The organism is Symbiopectobacterium sp. (genome assembly GCF_047692315.1).
Lineage (GTDB): Bacteria > Pseudomonadota > Gammaproteobacteria > Enterobacterales > Enterobacteriaceae > Symbiopectobacterium.
The window spans coordinates 197,774-216,251 of sequence record NZ_JBLLJS010000023.1; the positions used below are offsets into that span (position 1 = coordinate 197,774).

The 18,478-nt window shown below is 55.6% G+C and carries 13 protein-coding genes and 6 pseudogenes; 14 read left to right on the plus strand and 5 right to left on the minus strand.

The genetic code is table 11. The features are described from left to right. Positions 1-197: 197 nt before the first annotated feature. Positions 198-737: a glycine zipper 2TM domain-containing protein gene (locus tag ACMZI0_RS13350; protein ID WP_415673312.1), complete on the plus strand. Its 540-nt coding sequence runs from the start codon at positions 198-200 to the stop codon at positions 735-737. 42 nt (positions 738-779) lie between these two features. Here ACMZI0_RS13350 and yegD read toward each other — a convergent pair. Then, positions 780-2,113 (minus strand): annotated as a pseudogene (yegD, locus tag ACMZI0_RS13355) (molecular chaperone). A 103-nt stretch (positions 2,114-2,216) separates the two neighbouring features. Further along, a complete protein-coding gene (gene mfd, locus ACMZI0_RS13360) occupies positions 2,217-5,666 on the minus strand; it encodes a transcription-repair coupling factor (RefSeq protein WP_415673313.1) in 3,450 nt (1,149 codons plus the stop codon). A gap of 136 nt (positions 5,667-5,802) precedes the next feature. Here mfd and lolC point away from each other — a divergent pair, with 136 nt between their 5' ends. The 5 genes and pseudogenes from lolC to cobB all read left to right on the plus strand — a co-directional run bounded on the left by lolC (position 5,803) and on the right by cobB (position 10,854). Next, positions 5,803-7,005 carry a lipoprotein-releasing ABC transporter permease subunit LolC gene (lolC, locus tag ACMZI0_RS13365; RefSeq protein ID WP_415673314.1) on the plus strand — a complete coding sequence of 401 codons (1,203 nt, stop codon included), beginning with the start codon at positions 5,803-5,805 and terminating at the stop codon, positions 7,003-7,005. Beyond that, on the plus strand, positions 6,998-7,705 hold the full coding sequence (gene lolD / locus ACMZI0_RS13370; RefSeq protein ID WP_415673315.1) for a lipoprotein-releasing ABC transporter ATP-binding protein LolD: 708 nt from the start codon (positions 6,998-7,000) through the stop codon (positions 7,703-7,705). Before lolC ends, lolD begins: the two co-directional genes overlap by 8 nt. After that, entirely contained in the window at positions 7,702-8,949 is a 1,248-nt protein-coding gene (lolE, locus tag ACMZI0_RS13375; RefSeq protein WP_415673316.1) for a lipoprotein-releasing ABC transporter permease subunit LolE, read from the plus strand. The genes lolD and lolE overlap by 4 nt, the downstream gene beginning before the upstream one ends. Before the next feature lie 96 nt (positions 8,950-9,045). Next, positions 9,046-9,953: pseudogene (gene nagK, locus ACMZI0_RS13380) on the plus strand (N-acetylglucosamine kinase). A 70-nt stretch (positions 9,954-10,023) separates the two neighbouring features. Next, positions 10,024-10,854, plus strand: a complete 831-nt coding sequence (cobB, locus tag ACMZI0_RS13385) for a Sir2 family NAD+-dependent deacetylase (protein WP_415673317.1) — start codon at positions 10,024-10,026, stop codon at positions 10,852-10,854. Positions 10,855-10,857: 3 nt separating this feature from the next. Here cobB and ACMZI0_RS13390 read toward each other — a convergent pair whose 3' ends face one another. Then, a complete protein-coding gene (locus tag ACMZI0_RS13390) occupies positions 10,858-11,073 on the minus strand; it encodes a hypothetical protein (protein ID WP_415673318.1) in 216 nt (71 codons plus the stop codon). A 44-nt stretch (positions 11,074-11,117) separates the two neighbouring features. On the opposite strand from ACMZI0_RS13390, the pseudogene btuC reads away from it, so the two are divergent. From btuC to ACMZI0_RS13430, 8 genes and pseudogenes are all read left to right on the plus strand, one after another. Next, positions 11,118-12,055, plus strand: a pseudogene (gene btuC, locus ACMZI0_RS13395) (vitamin B12 ABC transporter permease BtuC). 23 nt (positions 12,056-12,078) lie between these two features. Beyond that, positions 12,079-12,630, plus strand: coding sequence for a glutathione peroxidase (locus ACMZI0_RS13400; protein ID WP_415673319.1), 552 nt, complete (start codon positions 12,079-12,081; stop codon positions 12,628-12,630). Between the two features lie 108 nt (positions 12,631-12,738). Then, positions 12,739-13,158 carry an ATP-binding cassette domain-containing protein gene (locus ACMZI0_RS13405; protein ID WP_415673320.1) on the plus strand — a complete coding sequence of 140 codons (420 nt, stop codon included), beginning with the start codon at positions 12,739-12,741 and terminating at the stop codon, positions 13,156-13,158. Beyond that, positions 13,125-13,412, plus strand: a complete 288-nt coding sequence (locus ACMZI0_RS13410; protein WP_415673321.1) for a hypothetical protein — start codon at positions 13,125-13,127, stop codon at positions 13,410-13,412. The genes ACMZI0_RS13405 and ACMZI0_RS13410 overlap by 34 nt, the downstream gene beginning before the upstream one ends. Before the next feature lie 138 nt (positions 13,413-13,550). After that, positions 13,551-14,018, plus strand: a complete 468-nt coding sequence (locus ACMZI0_RS13415; protein WP_415673322.1) for an NlpC/P60 family protein — start codon at positions 13,551-13,553, stop codon at positions 14,016-14,018. Positions 14,019-14,075: 57 nt separating this feature from the next. Then, positions 14,076-14,908 (plus strand): annotated as a pseudogene (locus ACMZI0_RS13420) (lipoyl protein ligase domain-containing protein). 127 nt (positions 14,909-15,035) lie between these two features. Beyond that, complete coding sequence (locus tag ACMZI0_RS13425; protein WP_415673323.1) at positions 15,036-15,743, plus strand: EAL domain-containing protein; 708 nt, start codon at positions 15,036-15,038, stop codon at positions 15,741-15,743. A gap of 107 nt (positions 15,744-15,850) precedes the next feature. Further along, a complete protein-coding gene (locus ACMZI0_RS13430) occupies positions 15,851-17,302 on the plus strand; it encodes a protein adenylyltransferase SelO (protein WP_415673324.1) in 1,452 nt (483 codons plus the stop codon). A gap of 1 nt (position 17,303) precedes the next feature. Here ACMZI0_RS13430 and ACMZI0_RS13435 read toward each other — a convergent pair. Beyond that, positions 17,304-18,086: pseudogene (locus tag ACMZI0_RS13435) on the minus strand (heme ABC transporter ATP-binding protein). Beyond that, positions 18,079-18,268 (minus strand): annotated as a pseudogene (locus tag ACMZI0_RS13440) (iron chelate uptake ABC transporter family permease subunit); the annotation flags it as partial. The pseudogenes ACMZI0_RS13435 and ACMZI0_RS13440, both read right to left, overlap by 8 nt. Positions 18,269-18,478: the final 210 nt, after the last annotated feature.

The following is an 18,478-nucleotide window of genomic DNA, read 5'->3' on the forward strand; positions in this document are numbered from 1 at the left end:
CCCAAATAACCGCATTTTATTAACATCTCTGCGCTTTTGGTTAACTAATCTGATTGTCACCTTTTCATCCGGAATGCACACTTTCGCAGGTAATCAACGAAGCAACGCACGCCGTATTGGCTGTAACACGCGTTAAGGGCATCCCCCTCTGACGCAAGTCGATAAGGAACGTGTGAGAAGTCATTCAGGAGGTTTCTGTGAACAAATCCATGTTAGCGGGGGTGGGTATCGGTGTGGCTGCTGCCTTAGGCGTAGAGGCGGTAGCCAGCATGGAGGTTTTTTCACCCGAGCCTCAGTTTGCCCAGGTTATCTCGGCAACGCCAATTAAGGAAACGGTGAAAACGCCACGTCAGGAGTGCCGTGATGTGACTGTGACGCATTGTCGTCCGGTGCAGGATGAGAATCGCCTGGCAGGTTCAGTACTTGGTGCTGTAGCCGGTGGTGTCCTGGGCCATCAGGTTGGCGGTGGTCGAGGAAAGGATATTGCTGCGGTAGCAGGAGCACTGGCGGGCGGATATGCGGGTAATCAGGTGCAGGGTCATATGCAGAACAATGATACCTACACCACCACGCAGCAGCGTTGCCAGACGGTGTATGATAAATCGCAGAAAGTGCTGGGGTATGACGTCACCTATAAAATTGGTACGCAGCAAGGCAAGATCCGTATGGACCGCGATCCCGGTACCCAGATTCCATTGGATAGAAATGGCCAACTGGTGCTGAACCAAAAGGCATAACTGGCAATCAAAACACGCCCGACAGGGCGTGTTTTTCATTCTTTAGCGCTGAAACAGCAATTCAGCCCAGCGTGCCAACCCGGCGGTCACCGAACCGAAATCATCGCCGCTGGCGATGGTGACATCGGGTAGTGTTTGTTGTACTGCCAGACGTAGTTGCGGTGAGCGGGCGCTGCCGCCGGTCAGGTAGACGACATCCGGGCGGGTACCGCTGTCATCCAACGCCTGGCGTGTCTGAATCTGTGATACAGGCTGAGCGATGGCCTGAATCATCTCTTCGGCTGAGATATGCGTTGCCAGCGCGGTTTCGATAAATGCCAACTCTGCATCGGTCATGGGCGCATCTGACAAGGCAATTTTGCACGCTTCCGCTTGCTGCACTAAACGATAGCTCAGACGCTGCTGCCAGAAGGTTAACAGGCGTTTGACCTGCGTGGGTTCTCGCGCATCGCGTACCATATCGTTGATAAGCATACGGGTTGTATTGTGATAAAATGCACTCTGTGCGGGTACATCGTTGATGGCGACTGCATTCCACCAGGGCAATGTCGGCAGTGCAATGCCTTTTTCCGTCATACCATTCATACCGAGCAGCGGCATAAACTGTTTGAAGGCGAGCTGAATATCGAGGTCGTTGCCGCCAGTACGGCATCCGCTGTGTCCTAGCAGGCTATCGTGGCGCTCCTGCTTGCGGTGCCACTCTGGCCCCATCAGCAGCATCGAGCAGTCGGTCGTTCCCCCGCCGATATCCACCACCAGCACTCGCGTTTCCTGACGCAAGGTTGCCTCGAAATCCAGCCCGGCGGCAACGGGTTCAAACTGAAACGCAATATCTCGAAACCCGGCGCGGGTAGCTGCCCGTTGCAGAATGTCCTGTGCCTGCTTGTCGGCGGCGTCGCCACCAATGCTTTGGAAATGATAGGTCGGCCTATCACCGCCTGTGTGATGGCTTCTCCAGCTTGTTGCTCCGCCTGCTAGCGAATATGCAGCATCATGGCGCACACCAGATCTTCAAAAAAGGCGATCTGCTGCGCTTTCAGCCCCACCGCGCCTAAAAACGAAACGAACCAAACTTCCTCAGGGTCGTCCATATAGCGCGCCAGCGCTGCTTGCCCGAAGCGTACGCTGTGAGACTCAACGGCAATATCTTCATCGCGGTTATAGCTGATGGCTCGCCGCAGCAACTGTGCATTTTCGCCTTGGGCATCAACCTGATGATGACGCCACAACCACTCGCTGACGGCTTCACGCGTCGGCGCACAGAGCATGGACGAGAGATAGGGAGAGCCGTTTTCCAGTGGTAACAGGCGTGGCGTGCCATTTTGCATCAGTGCAACGGAACAGTTGGCCGTGCCGTAGTCGAAATCGATAAACATGTTATCTCCCCGGTAGCAAGAAAAAGGCGGCGATTTTACTGCGCGCGCAGAGGCTTGTATAGGGAAATGACGACGGCGCTGCGCTAACAGCGCCGTCGAAGGGTCAGGCGGCCAGCGTGTGTTGCGCCATATCCGCCAGCAGTGCGGCGATAAAATCCAGCCGCTGTGCCCGTTCGCTGAGGTCTTTGATAAATTTCAAACGTGTAGGGCTGTCCAAACGGTAGACGCGAGGATCGCGTTGCAACAGGCCGATTAGGTGCGTAGGGTTAACGAGATTTTGTGCGCTGAACTCGATGAAACCACCTTTTTCGTTGCCTTCAATGCGCTTGATGCCCAGCGTTTGCGCGCGCTGGCGCAGAGCAGCAATGTGCAACAGCTGGCGTGTGGCATCCGGCAGCGTGCCAAAGCGATCGATCAGTTCCACTTTTAGCTCTTCCAACTCGTTATCGTTTCTGGCGCTGGCGATACGCTTGTAGAACGACAAACGGGTGTTGACGTCAGGAATAAACGCTTCCGGCAGCAGGGCTGGCATACGTAATTCCACCTCGGTCTGGCCGCTGATAAGATCTTCTAAAGAGGGCTCTCGTCCGGCTTTGAGCGCATCGACCGCGCTTTCCAGTAACTCCATATAGAGCGAGAAACCAACGGTGGTCATTTGTCCGATTTGATCTTCTCCGAGCAGTTCACCAGCGCCGCGAATTTCCAGGTCGTGGGTCGCCAGTGCAAAACCTGCGCCCAAATCTTCCAGTGAAGCGATGGCCTCCAACCGTTTATGCGCATCGGTACTCATGGCTTTCGGGTTCGGCGTCAACAGATAAGCATAAGCCTGATGATGCGAACGCCCGACGCGGCCACGCAACTGGTGCAACTGAGCCAGCCCGAAATGGTCGGCTCGCTCAATGATGATGGTATTGGCACTGGGAATATCGATACCGGTTTCAATGATGGTGGTACACACCAGCACATTAAAGCGCTGGTGGTGGAAATCGCTCATCACGCGTTCCAGGTCCCGTTCACGCATTTGACCGTGACCGATCGCGATGCGCGCTTCTGGCACCAGTTCTGCCAGCCGCTGCGCGGCTTTTTCGATATTCTCTACGTCGTTGTAGAGGTAATAAACCTGACCGCCACGCAAAATTTCACGCATCATCGCTTCGCGCACCAACAGGCCGTCATACTCGCGCACAAAGGTTTTTACGGTCAGGCGACGGGCGGGCGGTGTGGCAATAATCGAAAGATCGCGCATGCCGCTCATCGCCATGTTCAGCGTGCGTGGGATCGGGGTGGCGGTGAGCGTCAGGATATCCACGTCGGCGCGCATCGCTTTGATACGTTCTTTATGGCGCACGCCAAAACGGTGCTCTTCATCCACAATCAGCAGACCAAGATCGCGCCAGTGCACATCACTTTGCAGCAGCTTGTGCGTGCCAATCAAGATATCCACCTTGCCTTCCTGCGTTTGTTCCAGCACCTGTGTCTGTTCTTTGGCGCTGCGAAAGCGGGAGAGCATTTCGATGCGGATAGGCCAGTTGGCAAAACGATCGCGGAAGTTATCGTAGTGCTGCTGTGCCAGCAGGGTGGTTGGCACCAGCACGGCCACTTGTTTGTGGTTTTCCACGGCGAGAAATGCGGCGCGCATCGCGACTTCGGTTTTGCCAAAGCCCACATCACCACACACCAGCCGGTCCATTGCCAGCGGCTGGCACATGTCACTCAGCACCGCATTGATGGCCTGCGCCTGATCCGGCGTGGTTTCGAAGGGGAAGCCTTCGCAGAATAGCTGGTATTGCTCACGATCGTGCTTAAAGGCAAACCCGCTTTTCGCTGCGCGCTGTGCGTAAATATCCAGCAGCTCGGCAGCGACATCGCGTACTTTCTCCGCCGCTTTTTGCCGCGCGCGTGACCAGGCATCGCCGCCCAGTTTGTGCAACGGAGCGTTTTCATCCGCCCCGCCGGAATAACGGCTGATAAGGTGCAGCGATGAAACCGGCACGTAGAGCTTATCTTCACCGGCATAGGTCAGGATCGTGTATTCCTCTGTGATGCCGCCCGCTTCCAGCGTAGTGAGGCCGACATAACGCCCGACGCCATGTTCCAGATGCACCACTGGCTGACCCGGGTGCAGTTCTGCCAGATTGCGGATCAGCGTGTCGGTGTTAATGGTGCGGCGACTGTCTTGACGTCGACGCGCAACGCGCTCGCCGAGCAGATCGCTCTCACAAATCAATGCTCGCTGACGCAGCGTATCGATGAAGCCGTGCTCGCTGGCTCCGATGATCAGGTAAGCGCCGGGCTTATCTGCCTGATCCAGTCGGGTGATGGGTGTCGGTGCCAGTTTGATGCGTGCCAGTAATTCCTGAAGCGTTTCTCGACGCCCCTCGCTTTCGACCGAAAAGATAACTTGCCCGATAAACCCCTCCAAAAAGCGGCGCAGTTCATCCAGCGGTGCTTTGTTCTGGTGCGCAACGGCAATATCCGGCAGCGTCTGGTAACCAAGGTTACGGTTCGCTGCTTTTTCCGCCAGTATCTCTTTGCTGAGTTGAACGCGCGGCCAGGCTTTCAGTTCGCTGAACAGCGCATCGACACGCAGCCATAAGGATTCGGGCGGCAACAACGGGCGCATCGGGTTTACGCGGCGGCTTTCGAAACGTTGTTGAATATCGGACCAGAAACGCGTGGCGATCGATTCGAGATCGCCGGTGTTCACCAGCAGCGTATTGTGGGGAAGATAGCTGAACAGGGTGCTGAGCGGCTGTTCAAAAAACAGCGGTTGCCAATATTCGATACCCGCCGGCCAGGTGCCCTTGCTGACCTGCTGATAAACGTGCTCGGCGTCGCGACGTACCTTAAAGGTTTCGCGCCACTGACTGCGAAAGCGTTCAATGGCATTTTTGTCGGTAGGGAATTCGTGCGCGGGCAGCAGGCTAATCTGAGCCACTTCGTGCAGTGTGCGCTGACTATCGACATCAAATGCGCGCAGGCTGTCTACGTCGTCGTCGAAAAAATCGATACGATAGGGTTCCTCACTGCCCATGGGAAACAGGTCCAACAGCGCACCGCGTGTCGCGAACTCACCGTGCTCCATCACCTGATCGACACTGCGATAGCTCGCTTGCTCCAACTGCGCGCGCAGTTTATCGCGCGACAGGCGCTGCCCTTTTTTCACCATCAATGCATGACCGTGCAAGAAGGTATGTGGGCAAACGCGCTGCATCAGAGTATTGACCGGCAACACCAGCACGCCACGCGTCATCTCCGGCAAGTGATACAGCGTGGAAAGGCGCGCCGAGATAATCTCCTGATGCGGAGAAAAGCTGTCGTAAGGCAGCGTCTCCCAGTCTGACAACGTGGTGACAGGATGTGCGGTAAACTGCTGAAGTTCATCGCGAAGCCGCAGCGCGTTTTGCATATCGGGCGCGATAAGCACCACCGGCCCGGCGTGGCGTTCAATGATGTCGGCACACTCACCGGCGCACGCGGCGCCGGTGAGCTGACCCAACAGGCGTTGTTCACCCGCTTTTACGGGCAGGGCATAGCGATTTTGTTCAGGCATATTCCGAATATCTGGTGTTGCCCCGTTCCAGCAGAAGAAAAAGCAGTGTAGAAAGCGGGGTAGGGTTCCATAAAGTGATATGACCCTTTATTATCCTTGATCACTTTGCTTTAGCAACCTTATCCAGACGGATTTCATGTATCAACCTGTCGCATTGTTTATTGGCCTGCGTTATATGCGTGGGCGAGCGTCGGATCGTTTCGGACGATTTGTCTCTTGGTTATCGGCCATCGGCATCACGTTAGGTGTGATGGCGCTGGTGACGGTATTGTCGGTGATGAACGGATTTGAACAGGAGCTTGAGGAGAGCATCCTGGGGCTGATGCCGCAAGCGGTGGTGACCACGGCGAACGGTTCACTCGACCCGCAAGCACTGCCTGCGTCTTCGCTGAGTACTCTGAAGGGCGTGACGCGCATCGCACCTATTACGACCGGAGAAGTGGTGCTGCAAGGCGCGCGCAGCGTCGCGGTGGGGGTGATGCTGGGTGTTAATCCCGATGAACCCGAACCTTTATCGCGTTTTTTGAAAAATACCGCGTTAACGCAGCTTCAACCCGGCGAGTACCAGGTGATCCTCGGTGAGCAACTGGCCTCTCAGCTTGGTGTTAAACGCGGTGAACAACTGCGAATTATGGTTACCGGCGCCAGCCAGCTTACTCCGATGGGGCGCATTCCCAGTCAGCGCCTGTTTACCGTGGCCGGCACCTTTGCTGCGGGCAGCGAAGTGGATGGTTACCAGATGCTGGTGAATCAGCAGGATGCATCGCGCCTGATGCGTTATCCCGCTGGGCATATCACTGGCTGGCGCTTATGGCTGGAAAATCCGTTAGACATCGTTGCCTTCAGTGCGCAATCCATGCCGCAAGGGCTGGTTATGAAAGATTGGCGTGAGCGCAAGGGGGAACTTTTCCAGGCGGTTCGCATGGAAAAAAACATGATGGGGCTGTTACTGAGTCTGATCGTCGCGGTGGCGGCGTTCAATATCATTACGTCGTTGGGGCTGTTGGTGATGGAAAAACAGGGCGAGGTAGCCATTTTGCAAACGCAGGGGCTGACTCAACGCCAGATCATGGCGGTGTTTATGGTGCAGGGCGGGAGCGCCGGGGTGATTGGCGCATTGTTAGGTGCGCTGCTTGGCACATTGCTGGCCAGCCAGCTTAATACGCTGATCCCCGCATTGGGGTTGTTGTTGGATGGCGCCGCGCTGCCGGTTCACATTGATGCCGTGCAGGTGGTGACTATCGCGATGGTGGCGATGATCGTTGCACTGCTTTCTACCCTTTATCCTTGCTGGCGCGCCGCCGCCGTTCATCCCGCAGAGGCTTTACGCTATGAATGATTCCCTGTTGTTGCAATGTAATGACCTGTGCAAAACCTATCAGGAAGGTAAGTTGTCCACCGAGGTGCTGCGTCATGTGACGTTCAGTATGCAGACCGGTGAAATGATGGCGATTGTCGGCAGCTCCGGTTCGGGTAAAAGTACCTTGCTGCACTTGTTAGGCGGGCTGGATGCGCCCACGACAGGGGATGTGATATTCAAAGGTCAGGCGCTGAGTGGGCTTTCTGCCGCCGCAAAATCAGCGTTGCGCAATCGCGAATTGGGTTTTATCTACCAGTTCCACCATCTGTTACCCGATTTTACTGCGCTGGAAAACGTCGCGATGCCGTTGCTGATTGGTAACACCCCGCCGGCTCAGGCGCAGGAACAGGCGCGCGCCATGCTGGCGGCAGTAGGGCTGGATGGCCGGCGTGAACACCGCTCCAGTGAATTATCGGGAGGAGAGCGCCAGCGTGTAGCGATCGCCCGTGCACTGGTGAATAACCCTTCGCTGGTGTTGGCGGATGAGCCCACCGGTAACCTTGACCAGCGCACGGCTGATACCATTTTTGAACTGCTGGGTGAATTAAACGTGCGTCAGGGCACCGCGTTTCTGGTGGTGACACACGATTTGTCGCTGGCAGCGCGCTTGCGTCGCCAGTTGGAAATGCGTGACGGGCAACTTCGGCAAGAGTTAACCCTGATGGGAGCAGCGCAATGAGCTTTCCCCCGCTTTCCCTGCTGATTGGGCTGCGTTTTAGCCGGGGCCGTCGGCGTGGTGGCATGGTTTCCCTGATTTCGGTGATTTCTACCATCGGTATTGCGCTCGGGGTCGCGGTGCTGATCGTCGGCCTCAGCGCCATGAACGGCTTCGAACGTGAATTGAAAAATCGTATTCTGGCGGTGGTGCCCCATAGTGAAATGGAGCCGGTCAATCCGCCGTTCACTGGCTGGCAGGGAATGTTGCCGAAAATTGAACAGGTGCCAGGTATCGTTGCCGCAGCACCTTATGTGCACTTTACCGGGCTGTTGGAGAGAGGTGCCAGACTTCGTGCGATACAGATGAAAGGTGTTGATCCACAACAGGAACAGCATCTCAGCACCTTGCCAACGTTTGTGACCGGAGAAGCGTGGGCCAATTTTAAAGCGGGTGGGCAGCAGGTCATTCTGGGTAAAGGGGTGGCGCAGGCGCTTGAGGTGAAAACCGGGGATTGGGTCACGGTGATGGTCCCGAACAGCGATCCGCAGATGAAGTTGCTGCAACCGAAACGCATTCGCCTGCACGTCAGCGGTATTCTGCAATTAAGCGGCCAGCTCGATCACAGTCTGACCCTGATCCCGTTGGCTGACGCGCAGCAGTATCTTGACATGGGTGATGATGTCAGTGGTATCGCCATCAAGGTCGATGACGTGTTTGCCGCCAGCAAGCTGGTGCGTGACGCAGGAAAAGTGACTGACACCTATATCTATATTCGTGACTGGATTGGCACCTACGGCTACATGTATCGCGACATCCAGATGATTCGGACTATCATGTATTTAGCGATGGTACTGGTGATCGGCGTTGCCTGTTTTAACATCGTTTCCACGCTGGTGATGGCGGTAAAAGACAAGAGCAGCGATATTGCGGTATTACGTACGCTGGGGGCGAGTGATGGGCTGATCCGGGCTATTTTTATCTGGTACGGCCTGCTGGCGGGCTTGCTCGGGTGCGTGATCGGCGCGGTGATTGGCGCGGTGGCCACGCTACAACTGAGCGCGATTATTCGCGGGCTGGAATCACTGACCGGGCACCATTTTTTGTCGGGAGATATCTATTTTATTGATTTCCTGCCGTCGGAATTGCATATGACCGATGTGGTTTTGGTACTGCTCACCGCCGTGGCGCTGAGCTTGTTGGCCAGTTGGTACCCGGCGCGCCGCGCCAGCCGCATTGAACCTGCTCGGGTGTTAAGCGGGCAGTAGCGGGGCGAGGGATAGCAACGCAGAGCGATTATTGTAATGTTGGGAATAATCACGCATGCAATCACGGCGACCTGTTCAGCCACAGAGGAGTGAGCCATGTATTATGGTTTTGATCTGGGCGGCAGTAAGATTGAAGTCGGCGTCTTCGATGCGGATATGAATTCCGTGTGGCAAAAACGGGTGCCTACGCCGTGTAATGACTACGATGCCTTACTGGCGGCCTTTGTTGCGCTCACGCAGGAAGCCGATGCCTTGACGGGCAAAACGGGAAGTGTCGGTGTGGGTATTCCCGGCATGCCCGGCGGCGATGAGGGTGCGCTGTTTACGGCGAATCTGCCTGCGACCATGGGAAAACCGTTACAGGCCGATTTACAACGCCTGTTGCAGCGCGACGTGCGCATGACCAACGATGCCAATTGCTTTGCGCTCTCGGAAGCCTGGGATGGAGAGTTTCGGCAGTATCCTGTGTATTGGGGCTGATCCTTGGCACTGGCGTCGGTGGCGGTCTGGTGATTAACTGTGAGGCGATCGGCGGGCGTAACGGTATTACCGGTGAGTTCGGCCATTTCCGGTTACCGGTGGATGCGCTGGATATCATGGGTGAGGATATTCCGCGGGTGAAATGCGACTGCGGCCAATCGGGTTGTATCGAAAACTATATTTCTGGCCGGGGTTTTGAGTGGCTTTATGCACATATCTATGGTGAAAGTCTTAATGCGGTCACCATTATTCGTCACTATCGGGCGGGTGAGGCTAATGCGCTGGCACACGTCGATCGTTATATGAGTGTGCTTGCTGCCTGCGTGGGGAATCTGTTGACGATGTTTGACCCGCACTTGTTGGTGCTGGGCGCCGGCTTGTCTAATTTTGATGAGATCTACCAGTTTCTTCCGGCGCGGCTGCCCGATTATTTGTTACCGATAGCCCGCTTACCTCGCATCGAGAAGGCGCGCTACGGCGATGCCGGTGGCATGCGGGGCGCAGCCCTGTTGCACTTTTCTTAGTAATAATTTTCTTAGTAATAAAAAGTACGCAACGCTAACAACACGCTACCCAGTTATCACGGGAGCAGACATGCACACGCGTCAACGGATGATTCGGTTTCATCAAGGAAAGCGGCTGCGTCAGCAGCGTCTGCGTTCACGAATTTTCCATAAGGATTATCTGGCGGTGAATGAATCAAAAAGTCCGCGCGTGGTAGTTCTGACCGGCGCGGGGATTTCAGCAGAATCCGGCATTCGTACCTTTCGTGCGGCGGATGGTCTGTGGGAAGAGCACCGGGTGGAAGATGTGGCCACGCCGGAAGGGTTTCAACGCGATCCACAGTTGGTGCAGGCGTTTTACAACGCGCGCCGTCGGCAATTGCAGCAGCCGGAGGTGGTGCCGAACGCGGCGCACCTGGCGTTAGCCAATCTTGAGGCGACGCTTGTGGATAACTTCCTGTTGGTGACGCAGAATATCGATAATCTGCACGAACGAGCGGGCAGCCAGCGGGTGGTTCATATGCACGGTGAATTGCTCAAGGTGCGCTGTTGCCATAGTGGACAGGTTATCGAATGGACGGGCGATATCGCTGCCGATGAACGTTGCCACTGTTGTCAGTTTCCTGCACCGTTGCGTCCGCATGTCGTGTGGTTTGGTGAGATGCCCCTTGGCATGGAGCGCATTTACCAGGCGCTGGCGCAAGCGGACTATTTCATCGCCATTGGGACTTCCGGCCATGTCTATCCGGCGGCGGGGTTCGTCCATGAAGCGCACACCCATGGCGCCTACACCATAGAGTTGAATCTGGAACCGAGCCAGGTGGAGAGCCAGTTTGATGAGAAAATCTACGGCTCGGCCACCACGGTGGTGCCTGAGTTTGTCGGTGCCTGGCTGACAGGGCGACGAAAAGTGACGTTTTAATCGCTACTCGGTGTCCTGAATGCTGCTGTTAGAGATATGGCGTGCATTGACACTATGTTCGTTACACTGGCACTCATTCAGATGATCGAACGGCAGCATGGCGTCATGATTAAAAAAACTGTATTCGCAGTCGTTGCACTGCGTCAGGCGAGGCTGTGTCGAAACGGATGGCGCGTTGGCCGGGTACTGCGTCGTTGTCTCTTTTAGCCAGTTCCACATGATAACGGTCTCCTCTGGCAGGGGGGGAACGACGAGGCGATGGCATGCAGTCATTGAACAAAGGATACTCGCTGTTGCGTTCGCGGCAGCGTTATCATGACCGTCAACGCATCGTGGTATTGGCGCTACTGGCGGCGGTGACCTTGATCATCGGGTTATGCGCCGGCGATCGTTGGGTGGTGCCCTGGGCATGGTGGGATGATGTCCAGCGCGTGTTCATCTGGCAATTACGTCTGCCGAGGACGTTGGCGGTGATGTTGGTGGGGGCGAATCTGGCGATGTCGGGTGCCGTGATGCAGGCCATTTTCGATAACCCGCTGGCGGAGCCAGGTTTGTTGGGGGTTGCCAATGGTGTGGGGGTAGCGCTGGTCCTGGGCGTACTGCTGGGGCAGGGGTTGCAGCCCGTTTGGGTGCTGAGTGTAGGCGCTATCGTCGGTGCGCTCGCCACCACGTTCCCGTTATTACACTTTGCGCGGTGTCATATCTCCAATGCGCGTCTGTTGCTGATTGGCGTGGCGCTGGGGATTGTGTGCAGTGCAGTGATGACCTGGGCGGTCTATTTCAGCACCAGCCTGGATTTACGCCAACTGATGTATTGGATGTTGGGCGGATTCAGCGGCGTAGACTGGCGCTATGGGTGGCTGATGGTTACATTGTTGCCCTGTCTGGCGTGGTTAAGCCGTCAGGGGCAGACGCTCAACCGCCTCTCTCTGGGCGAGGTTCAGGCGCGGCAGTTGGGGATCTCCGTTTACCGCTGGCGTAACCTTTTGGTACTGGTGGTCGGCATTCTGGTGGGGATCAGCGTTACTTGCTGACGGGCTGCGGGCTGGCGGGTGCCATGACGCTCTCGCTCTCTGATACCATGGCGCGCGTGATACTCCCGTCGGCCTAGCTGCCTATCGGTGTGATCACCGCAACCTTCGGCGCGCCGTTGTTTATTTGGCTGTTGCTGCGCCGTCGTAATCCGGTAAATGTAACCTAATGACATACAACAGGAGGGTGGCTATGAGTAACGACATCTATGCAATCCCGTTAACCACCATCAACGGCGAGGCGACCACCTTTGGCGCTTATCAGGGGCAAGTGGCGTTGATTGTTAATGTGGCTTCCAAGTGCGGGTTAACCAAGCAATACGATGCGTTGAAAAAACTGTATGAAACCTATCGCGATCGCGGCTTTGTCGTACTAGGCTTTCCTTGCAATGAGTTCGCCGGGCAAGAGCCGGGCAGCGACGCAGAGATTCAGGAATTCTGCCGTGCCACCTTTGGCGTACAGTTCCCTATGTTCATCAAGATTGAAGTGAACGGTGAGCACCGCCACCCACTGTACCGCCACCTGATTGCCGAACAGCCTAAAGCCAAGGGAAATCTGCTCAGCGGTTTCTATGAGCGCTTACTCAACAAAGGTCGAGCACCCAAGCATCCAGAAGATATTTTGTGGAACTTTGAAAAATTCCTGATCGGGCGCGATGGTAACGTGATCCAGCGTTTCTCTCCCGATATCGCGCCAGATGACAAAATGATTATCAACGCCATTGATGTTGCGGTGGCCGAGTAATTGTTAACGCAAGAGCTGAAACATCACGTTCCCTGCGCGCTGCGCCTAACCAATGTGGTCTGCGGACGCCGTTTGTAGCCGGTCAGCGTTAGCGCCTACGCTGGTCGCTTGATTCACGTCGTCGGACCCAGCGGTTCAGGGAAAAGCACTTTGCTGGCGCGCGTTTCCGGGCTATTGGAGGGCGAAGGGCGCGTGGAGCTCGATGGCATGACTATCACCGATTTGTCTGCACGGGATCTGGCGCTGCGTCGCGCCTATTTGTCGCAGCAGCAAAGCCCGAGTGCATTGATGCCTATGTTCCAATATCTGGCGCTGCATCAGCCAGGGCAGGTGAGCGTCATCGCGGTAGATGAAGTGGTTGCCCAGCTTGCCACCCGCCTGATGTTAACCGATAAACTGACGCGCCCGTTGACGGAACTCTCCGGCGGCGAGTGGCAGCGAGTGCGCCTTGCCGCCAGGTATGGCCCTCGCTCAACCCTTATGCCCGACTGCTGGTGCTGGATGAACCTGCTACCGGCCTGGATGTAGCGCAGCGTGTAGCATTCGACGCCATGCTGAAAGTGTTGTGCCAGGCAGGATTGATTGTGCTGGCCAGCGCCCATGATTTAAACCACAGCTTACAGCAGGATGATGATATCTATCTGATTTCAGAGGGTAAATTGATTGATTCTGGCAATGCGATAGACGTGATGCAGCCCGAACGGCTGGCTCCGGTCTTTGGCATCGACTTCCAACGCCACCGTGTCGGCGAGAGCGACTGGCTGGTGCTGGTGTCCGAGTAGCCTGTCATTTAGCGCGCCAGACTTGCCAAGGCAGTGAATTCAACGCTAAATTAGACTGCAATATCATTCTGATAGCGTGACATTCATCACAGGAAGCGGTGAACAAGAGCACGGACCGATGCTCGCAGGATACCGCAGATGCGCTTGATTCAGGGGTTGCTGATCGCAAGTTTGTTTTTGGTTGGGTGCAGCAGCCATCGCGCTCCGCCGCCCAATGCCCGTCTGGGCGACTCCATCATGGTGATAAGCCAACTTAACGAGCAGCTCACGCAGTGGCGCGGTACGCCGTATCGCTATGGTGGATTGGATCACCGCGGCATTGATTGCTCTGGCTTTGTCTATTTAACCTTTCGCGATCGTTTTGGTATGCAACTGCCGCGCACGACGGAAGCGCAAACGGAATTGGGTACGCGTATTGACTGGGATGACCTGTTGCCCGGCGATTTGGTGTTTTTCAAAACCGGCAGCGGTAGCAGCGGATTGCATGTGGGTATTTATGATAAAGACGATCAGTTTATCCACGCTTCTACCAGCCAGGGTGTAATGCGATCGTCATTGGATAACGTCTACTGGAAGCATGCCTACTGGCAGGCGCGCCGAATCTAGTTCCACTCTGAAATAACGGCTGCCGATACTGGCAGGCCGTTTGCGCATGGAGCCTCAATGTCATCACTCCGCTTATTACTGTCTGACTCCTACGATCCCTGGTTTAATCTGGCCGTCGAAGAGTGCATCTTTCGTCAAATGTCGCCAACGCAGCATGTGCTGTTCCTCTGGCGCAATGCGGAAACCGTGGTGATCGGTCGGGCGCAAAATCCGTGGAAAGAGTGCAATACGCGCAAGATGGAAGCGGACGGCATCAAACTTGCGCGCCGCAGCAGCGGTGGCGGCGCGGTTTTTCACGATCTGGGCAACACCTGCTTTACCTTTATGGCAGGAAAGCCGGGTTATGATAAAAGCGTTTCCACGGACATTATTCTTAATGCACTGACGGCGCTGGGTGTGGCGGCTTTCGCCTCCGAGCGTAACGATCTGGTCGTGGCGACGGCAGAGGGCGAACGCAAGATTTCGGGTTCTGCCTACCACACTCAGGTGTGCGATGCTTTCTTCGGCGTATTACGGTGACAGTTGCACGGCGGAACACATTTCACCGGCGCAGATGCCGGATCTTCCCAGTTTTCGCGAGCAATTTGCCAAGCAAAGCAGTTGGGAATGGAATTTTGGTCAGGCACCCGATTTTACGCACATGCTGGATACCCGTTTCCCCTGGGGCGGCATTGAGCTGCATATGGATGTCGATCGCGGTGTCATTGTGCGTAGTCTGCTGTTTACGGACAGCCTGAGCCCTGCGCCGCTGGAAGCGCTGGCGCTTCCAGGGACGTGCATATCGTGTTCCCGCTATTATCGCCGCGGGTGAAGCGCTGTTTGACCAATTTCCTGAATATCACTCTGAGCTGCAACAAGTGAATGCGTGGCTGGCGGGGAATATCCGTTAAACCGGGATAATCGTTAACAGCGTGACATCACTGTAAGGAGAGTATCAGGATAATGAAAGAGGGATTGTTGAGCGCTCAGCGTTAGCGCTAGAGTGAAATCGCACGCTTATTTCCGCAGACATTGATCATGAAAATCACGTTAGACGTTGACTACGAAAGTGAATACCTGTTCTGGCCTATCTATAGCCGGGATGAGCGGTTATTGGCCTTGGAAATGACGGGGTGCTTCAATAGTGGGGATGGCAAGCTCAGTGTGCCCGGCGATATCCTGATGAGCATGCTGAGCACCGCGCAGAAACTGGCGTTGCTGGATGAACAAATCGATATCATCCAAGGCAAGGCGGAATGGCTCAAGTTACACTATTTTTTGCTGGTATGGCGCATTGAGAAACATTGCGCCGAAATCCTGATAGCACCGATCCCACGCCGCAACGCGATTCGTGCGCTACCGTTTGTGCATCTGGAAATCAACGAGGCGTTTCCTTGCCTGGCAGAAGGGAAAGGAAATAACGACATCACCGAACTCAGCAACATGTTTCCCCTGTGGCTGGATAACTTCGGCTCAGGCAAGGTAAACTTGAAGGCATTCCATGATGGATTGCTGAGCTATGTGAAAATCGATCCTAAACTAGTGTGGGATATCCTTTCGCGACCCGCACCCGACCTGATCATGGATCCGTTGCTTAATGTGATGAAAAGCCATCAGCGGGGTCTCGGCGTGATCGCTAAAGGGATCGATACGCCCGATCATCTGCAAAAAGTGCATCAACTCAATGTGGACGCGGTACAAGGTAAACTGTGGCCCGCTATTCCGTTGCATGCGTTGGAGCGCTAGCTAACGCCGGCAGCCTAAACGAGTACCCCTGCATTCTCTCCGTGTTTATTTTCCTATTGACGTTCTACACTCAAGTTTGACAGACGCAGTAGAGTGACAGAACGACGATGACACAGGGACTGAGATTTACCCACCACTATTATGATGCCTTGCCCGGTTGCTACACGGCGCTTTCGCCCACACCGTTGCAGGGTGCTCGCCTGCTTTACCATAGCGCGGAACTGGCAAAACATTTAGGGCTGCCCGCCAGTTGGTTTCAACCCGAACACATCGATATCTGGCAAGGCAAGACGTTGCTGCCCGGTATGCTACCGCTCGCGCAGGTTTACAGCGGCCACCAGTTCGGCGTATGGGCCGGGCAGCTCGGCGATGGACGAGGTATTCTGCTGGGTGAGCGGCGGCTGGTGGATGGCTCCAGCATGGAGTGGCATTTAAAGGGCGCAGGGTTGACGCCCTATTCGCGCATGGGAGACGGTCGCGCCGTGTTGCGATCGGTGATACGCGAATTTCTCGCTTCGGAAGCACTGTATCATCTGGGTATTCCCACTATGCGTACGCTGGCTATCGTCACCAGCGATGAACCCGTTCAGCGTGAACAGGAAGAGCGCGGTGCCATGCTGATGCGTGTTGCCGAAAGCCATCTGCGTTTCGGGCATTTCGAGCATTTTTACTATGCGCGTCAGCCGGAACAGGTAAAGCGTCTGGCCGATTTTGCCATCGCACACCACTGGCCGCAGTGGCAGCATGATGAGCAGCGATACTCGCGTTGGTTTACAGATATTGTCGAACGCACAGCGCGTATGGTGGCCCATTGGCAGGCCGTAGGGTTTGCCCATGGCGTGATGAATACCGATAACATGTCGCTCCTTGGCCTGACGTTCGATTATGGCCCCTATGGTTTTATGGATGACTACCAACCTGACTTTATCTGTAACCACTCCGATTACCACGGTCGCTATGCCTTTGATAACCAGCCTGCGGTGGCGTTGTGGAATTTGCATCGATTAGCGCAGGCGCTTTCGGGGCCGCTGTCGGTTGAAGATCTTGAAACTGCACTCGGTTGTTATGAACCGGCGCTGATGGGACACTTTGGCCAACTGATGCGCGCTAAATTGGGATTTTTTGATGCAGATCCCAGCGATAACGATCTGCTGGTTGGCTTGCTGAACTTGATGGCGCGTGAGCGGAGTGACTACACGCGGACATTCCGTTTGCTGAGTGACACCGAAGTGCAAAGTGCTGACTCGCCGCTGCGCGACATGTTTATTGACCGGACAGCATTTGATGCCTGGTTTCGCGACTATCGAGCTCGGTTGGCGCAGGAAACACAGAGTGATGAACAACGCCAGCGCAGTATGAAGGCTATCAACCCTAAATATATCCTGCGTAACTATCTAGCGCAGCAGGCCATTGAAGCGGCAGAGAAAGATGATATGGGCCCGTTGGCGCAATTGCATCAGGTGCTGTGTCATCCTTATGATGAACAGCCTGAATATGAATCGCTGGCAGCAGCGCCACCAGCGTGGGGCAAAGCGCTGGAAGTGTCTTGTTCAAGCTAGGTTAACGGCGCAGAAAAACCTGCGGCGTGGTATCATCCGGGTGCGGGTGTACCAAAACATCAGCCTGATACCAGTGCGTGAGCGTTTCACTCTGCAATACTGTCTGCGGCGTGCCCTGTGCCACCGGCTTTCCCTGATGCAACAGCGCAATACGATCGGCATAAAGCGCGGCCAGATTCAGGTCGTGCAAAATGCAGCACACGGCAAGTGGCTGCTGTTGCGTCAGCTGTTTGAGCAGGCGCAGCAGATGTTGCTAATGATAGAGATCCAGTGCTGATGTGGGTTCATCCAGAAACAGCCAGCAGGGCATAGGTGTCGGGTGCCATAGCTGCGCCAGCACCCTTGCCCGTTGCACGCGCTGCTGCTCCCCGCCGGAAAGGTGGCGATAATCCTGCTGGGCCAGGGCGGTACACTCGGTTAGTGCCATGACGTGCTCGACCACGCTGTCGCCTGCGCGGTCATGGCGATAAGGTGCTCGTCCCATGGCGACTACGTCGCGTACGCTAAAGGGAAAATTCAGCGCGCCGTGCTGGCGCATCACGGCGCGGGTTTTGGCCAATGCATCAGGCTGCCAGCTATCGAGCGCTTTTCCGGCCAGCAGGCATTCACTGCTATCCGGTGCCAGATAGCCCGTTAACAAACGCAGCAGTGTGGATTTCCCTGCGCCGTTCGGGCCAATAATTGCGACGATCTCACCACTGTTGATTTCCAACGAGACATCATCAATCAATGCGCGTCCGGCAACCTGATAGTGCAGATGCTGGGCTGTCAGACGGTCAGTCATGGGTTCGCCCCTTATGCGTGACAATGAGCCAAAGGAAGTAGGGGCCACCGATCAGACTGGTGAGGTAAACCCACGGGCATTTCCGCAGGGGCCGGCAGGGTTCGTGCCAGCGTATCAGCTGCGATAAGCAGCCCGGCGCCCGCCAGCGCAGAACCGGGCAGCAGCCAGCGCTTGGCATCGCCTTGCAAACGTTGCGCATCATGACCGACGCGCGCGTGCATCAATACTGCTTCACTGATGCCGAACGCCGTGGCGATATCACGGGCGTACTGGCGTGGATTGTTGTTTTTGGCTTGCAGGTATTGAGCATAAATCGCGTTCGGCATTGTCTGTTCCTGTGGTCGTTCTGCGATGGGAGTTATCGTATTAGAAATAATTAACTTAATAAATGA

Excerpts from the sequence above, each read along its gene's own strand:
- ACMZI0_RS13425 (WP_415673323.1), top strand. The coding sequence starts at position 15,036 with ATGAAAATCACGTTAGACGTTGACTACGAAAGTGAATACCTGTTCTGG.
- ACMZI0_RS13415 (WP_415673322.1), top strand. The coding sequence starts at position 13,551 with ATGCGCTTGATTCAGGGGTTGCTGATCGCAAGTTTGTTTTTGGTTGGG.
- lolC (WP_415673314.1), top strand. The coding sequence starts at position 5,803 with ATGTATCAACCTGTCGCATTGTTTATTGGCCTGCGTTATATGCGTGGG.
- cobB (WP_415673317.1), top strand. The coding sequence starts at position 10,024 with ATGCACACGCGTCAACGGATGATTCGGTTTCATCAAGGAAAGCGGCTG.
- ACMZI0_RS13390 (WP_415673318.1), bottom strand. The coding sequence starts at position 11,073 with ATGTGGAACTGGCTAAAAGAGACAACGACGCAGTACCCGGCCAACGCG.
- ACMZI0_RS13400 (WP_415673319.1), top strand. The coding sequence starts at position 12,079 with ATGAGTAACGACATCTATGCAATCCCGTTAACCACCATCAACGGCGAG.
- lolE (WP_415673316.1), top strand. The coding sequence starts at position 7,702 with ATGAGCTTTCCCCCGCTTTCCCTGCTGATTGGGCTGCGTTTTAGCCGG.
- ACMZI0_RS13430 (WP_415673324.1), top strand. The coding sequence starts at position 15,851 with ATGACACAGGGACTGAGATTTACCCACCACTATTATGATGCCTTGCCC.
- mfd (WP_415673313.1), bottom strand. The coding sequence starts at position 5,666 with ATGCCTGAACAAAATCGCTATGCCCTGCCCGTAAAAGCGGGTGAACAA.
- lolD (WP_415673315.1), top strand. The coding sequence starts at position 6,998 with ATGAATGATTCCCTGTTGTTGCAATGTAATGACCTGTGCAAAACCTAT.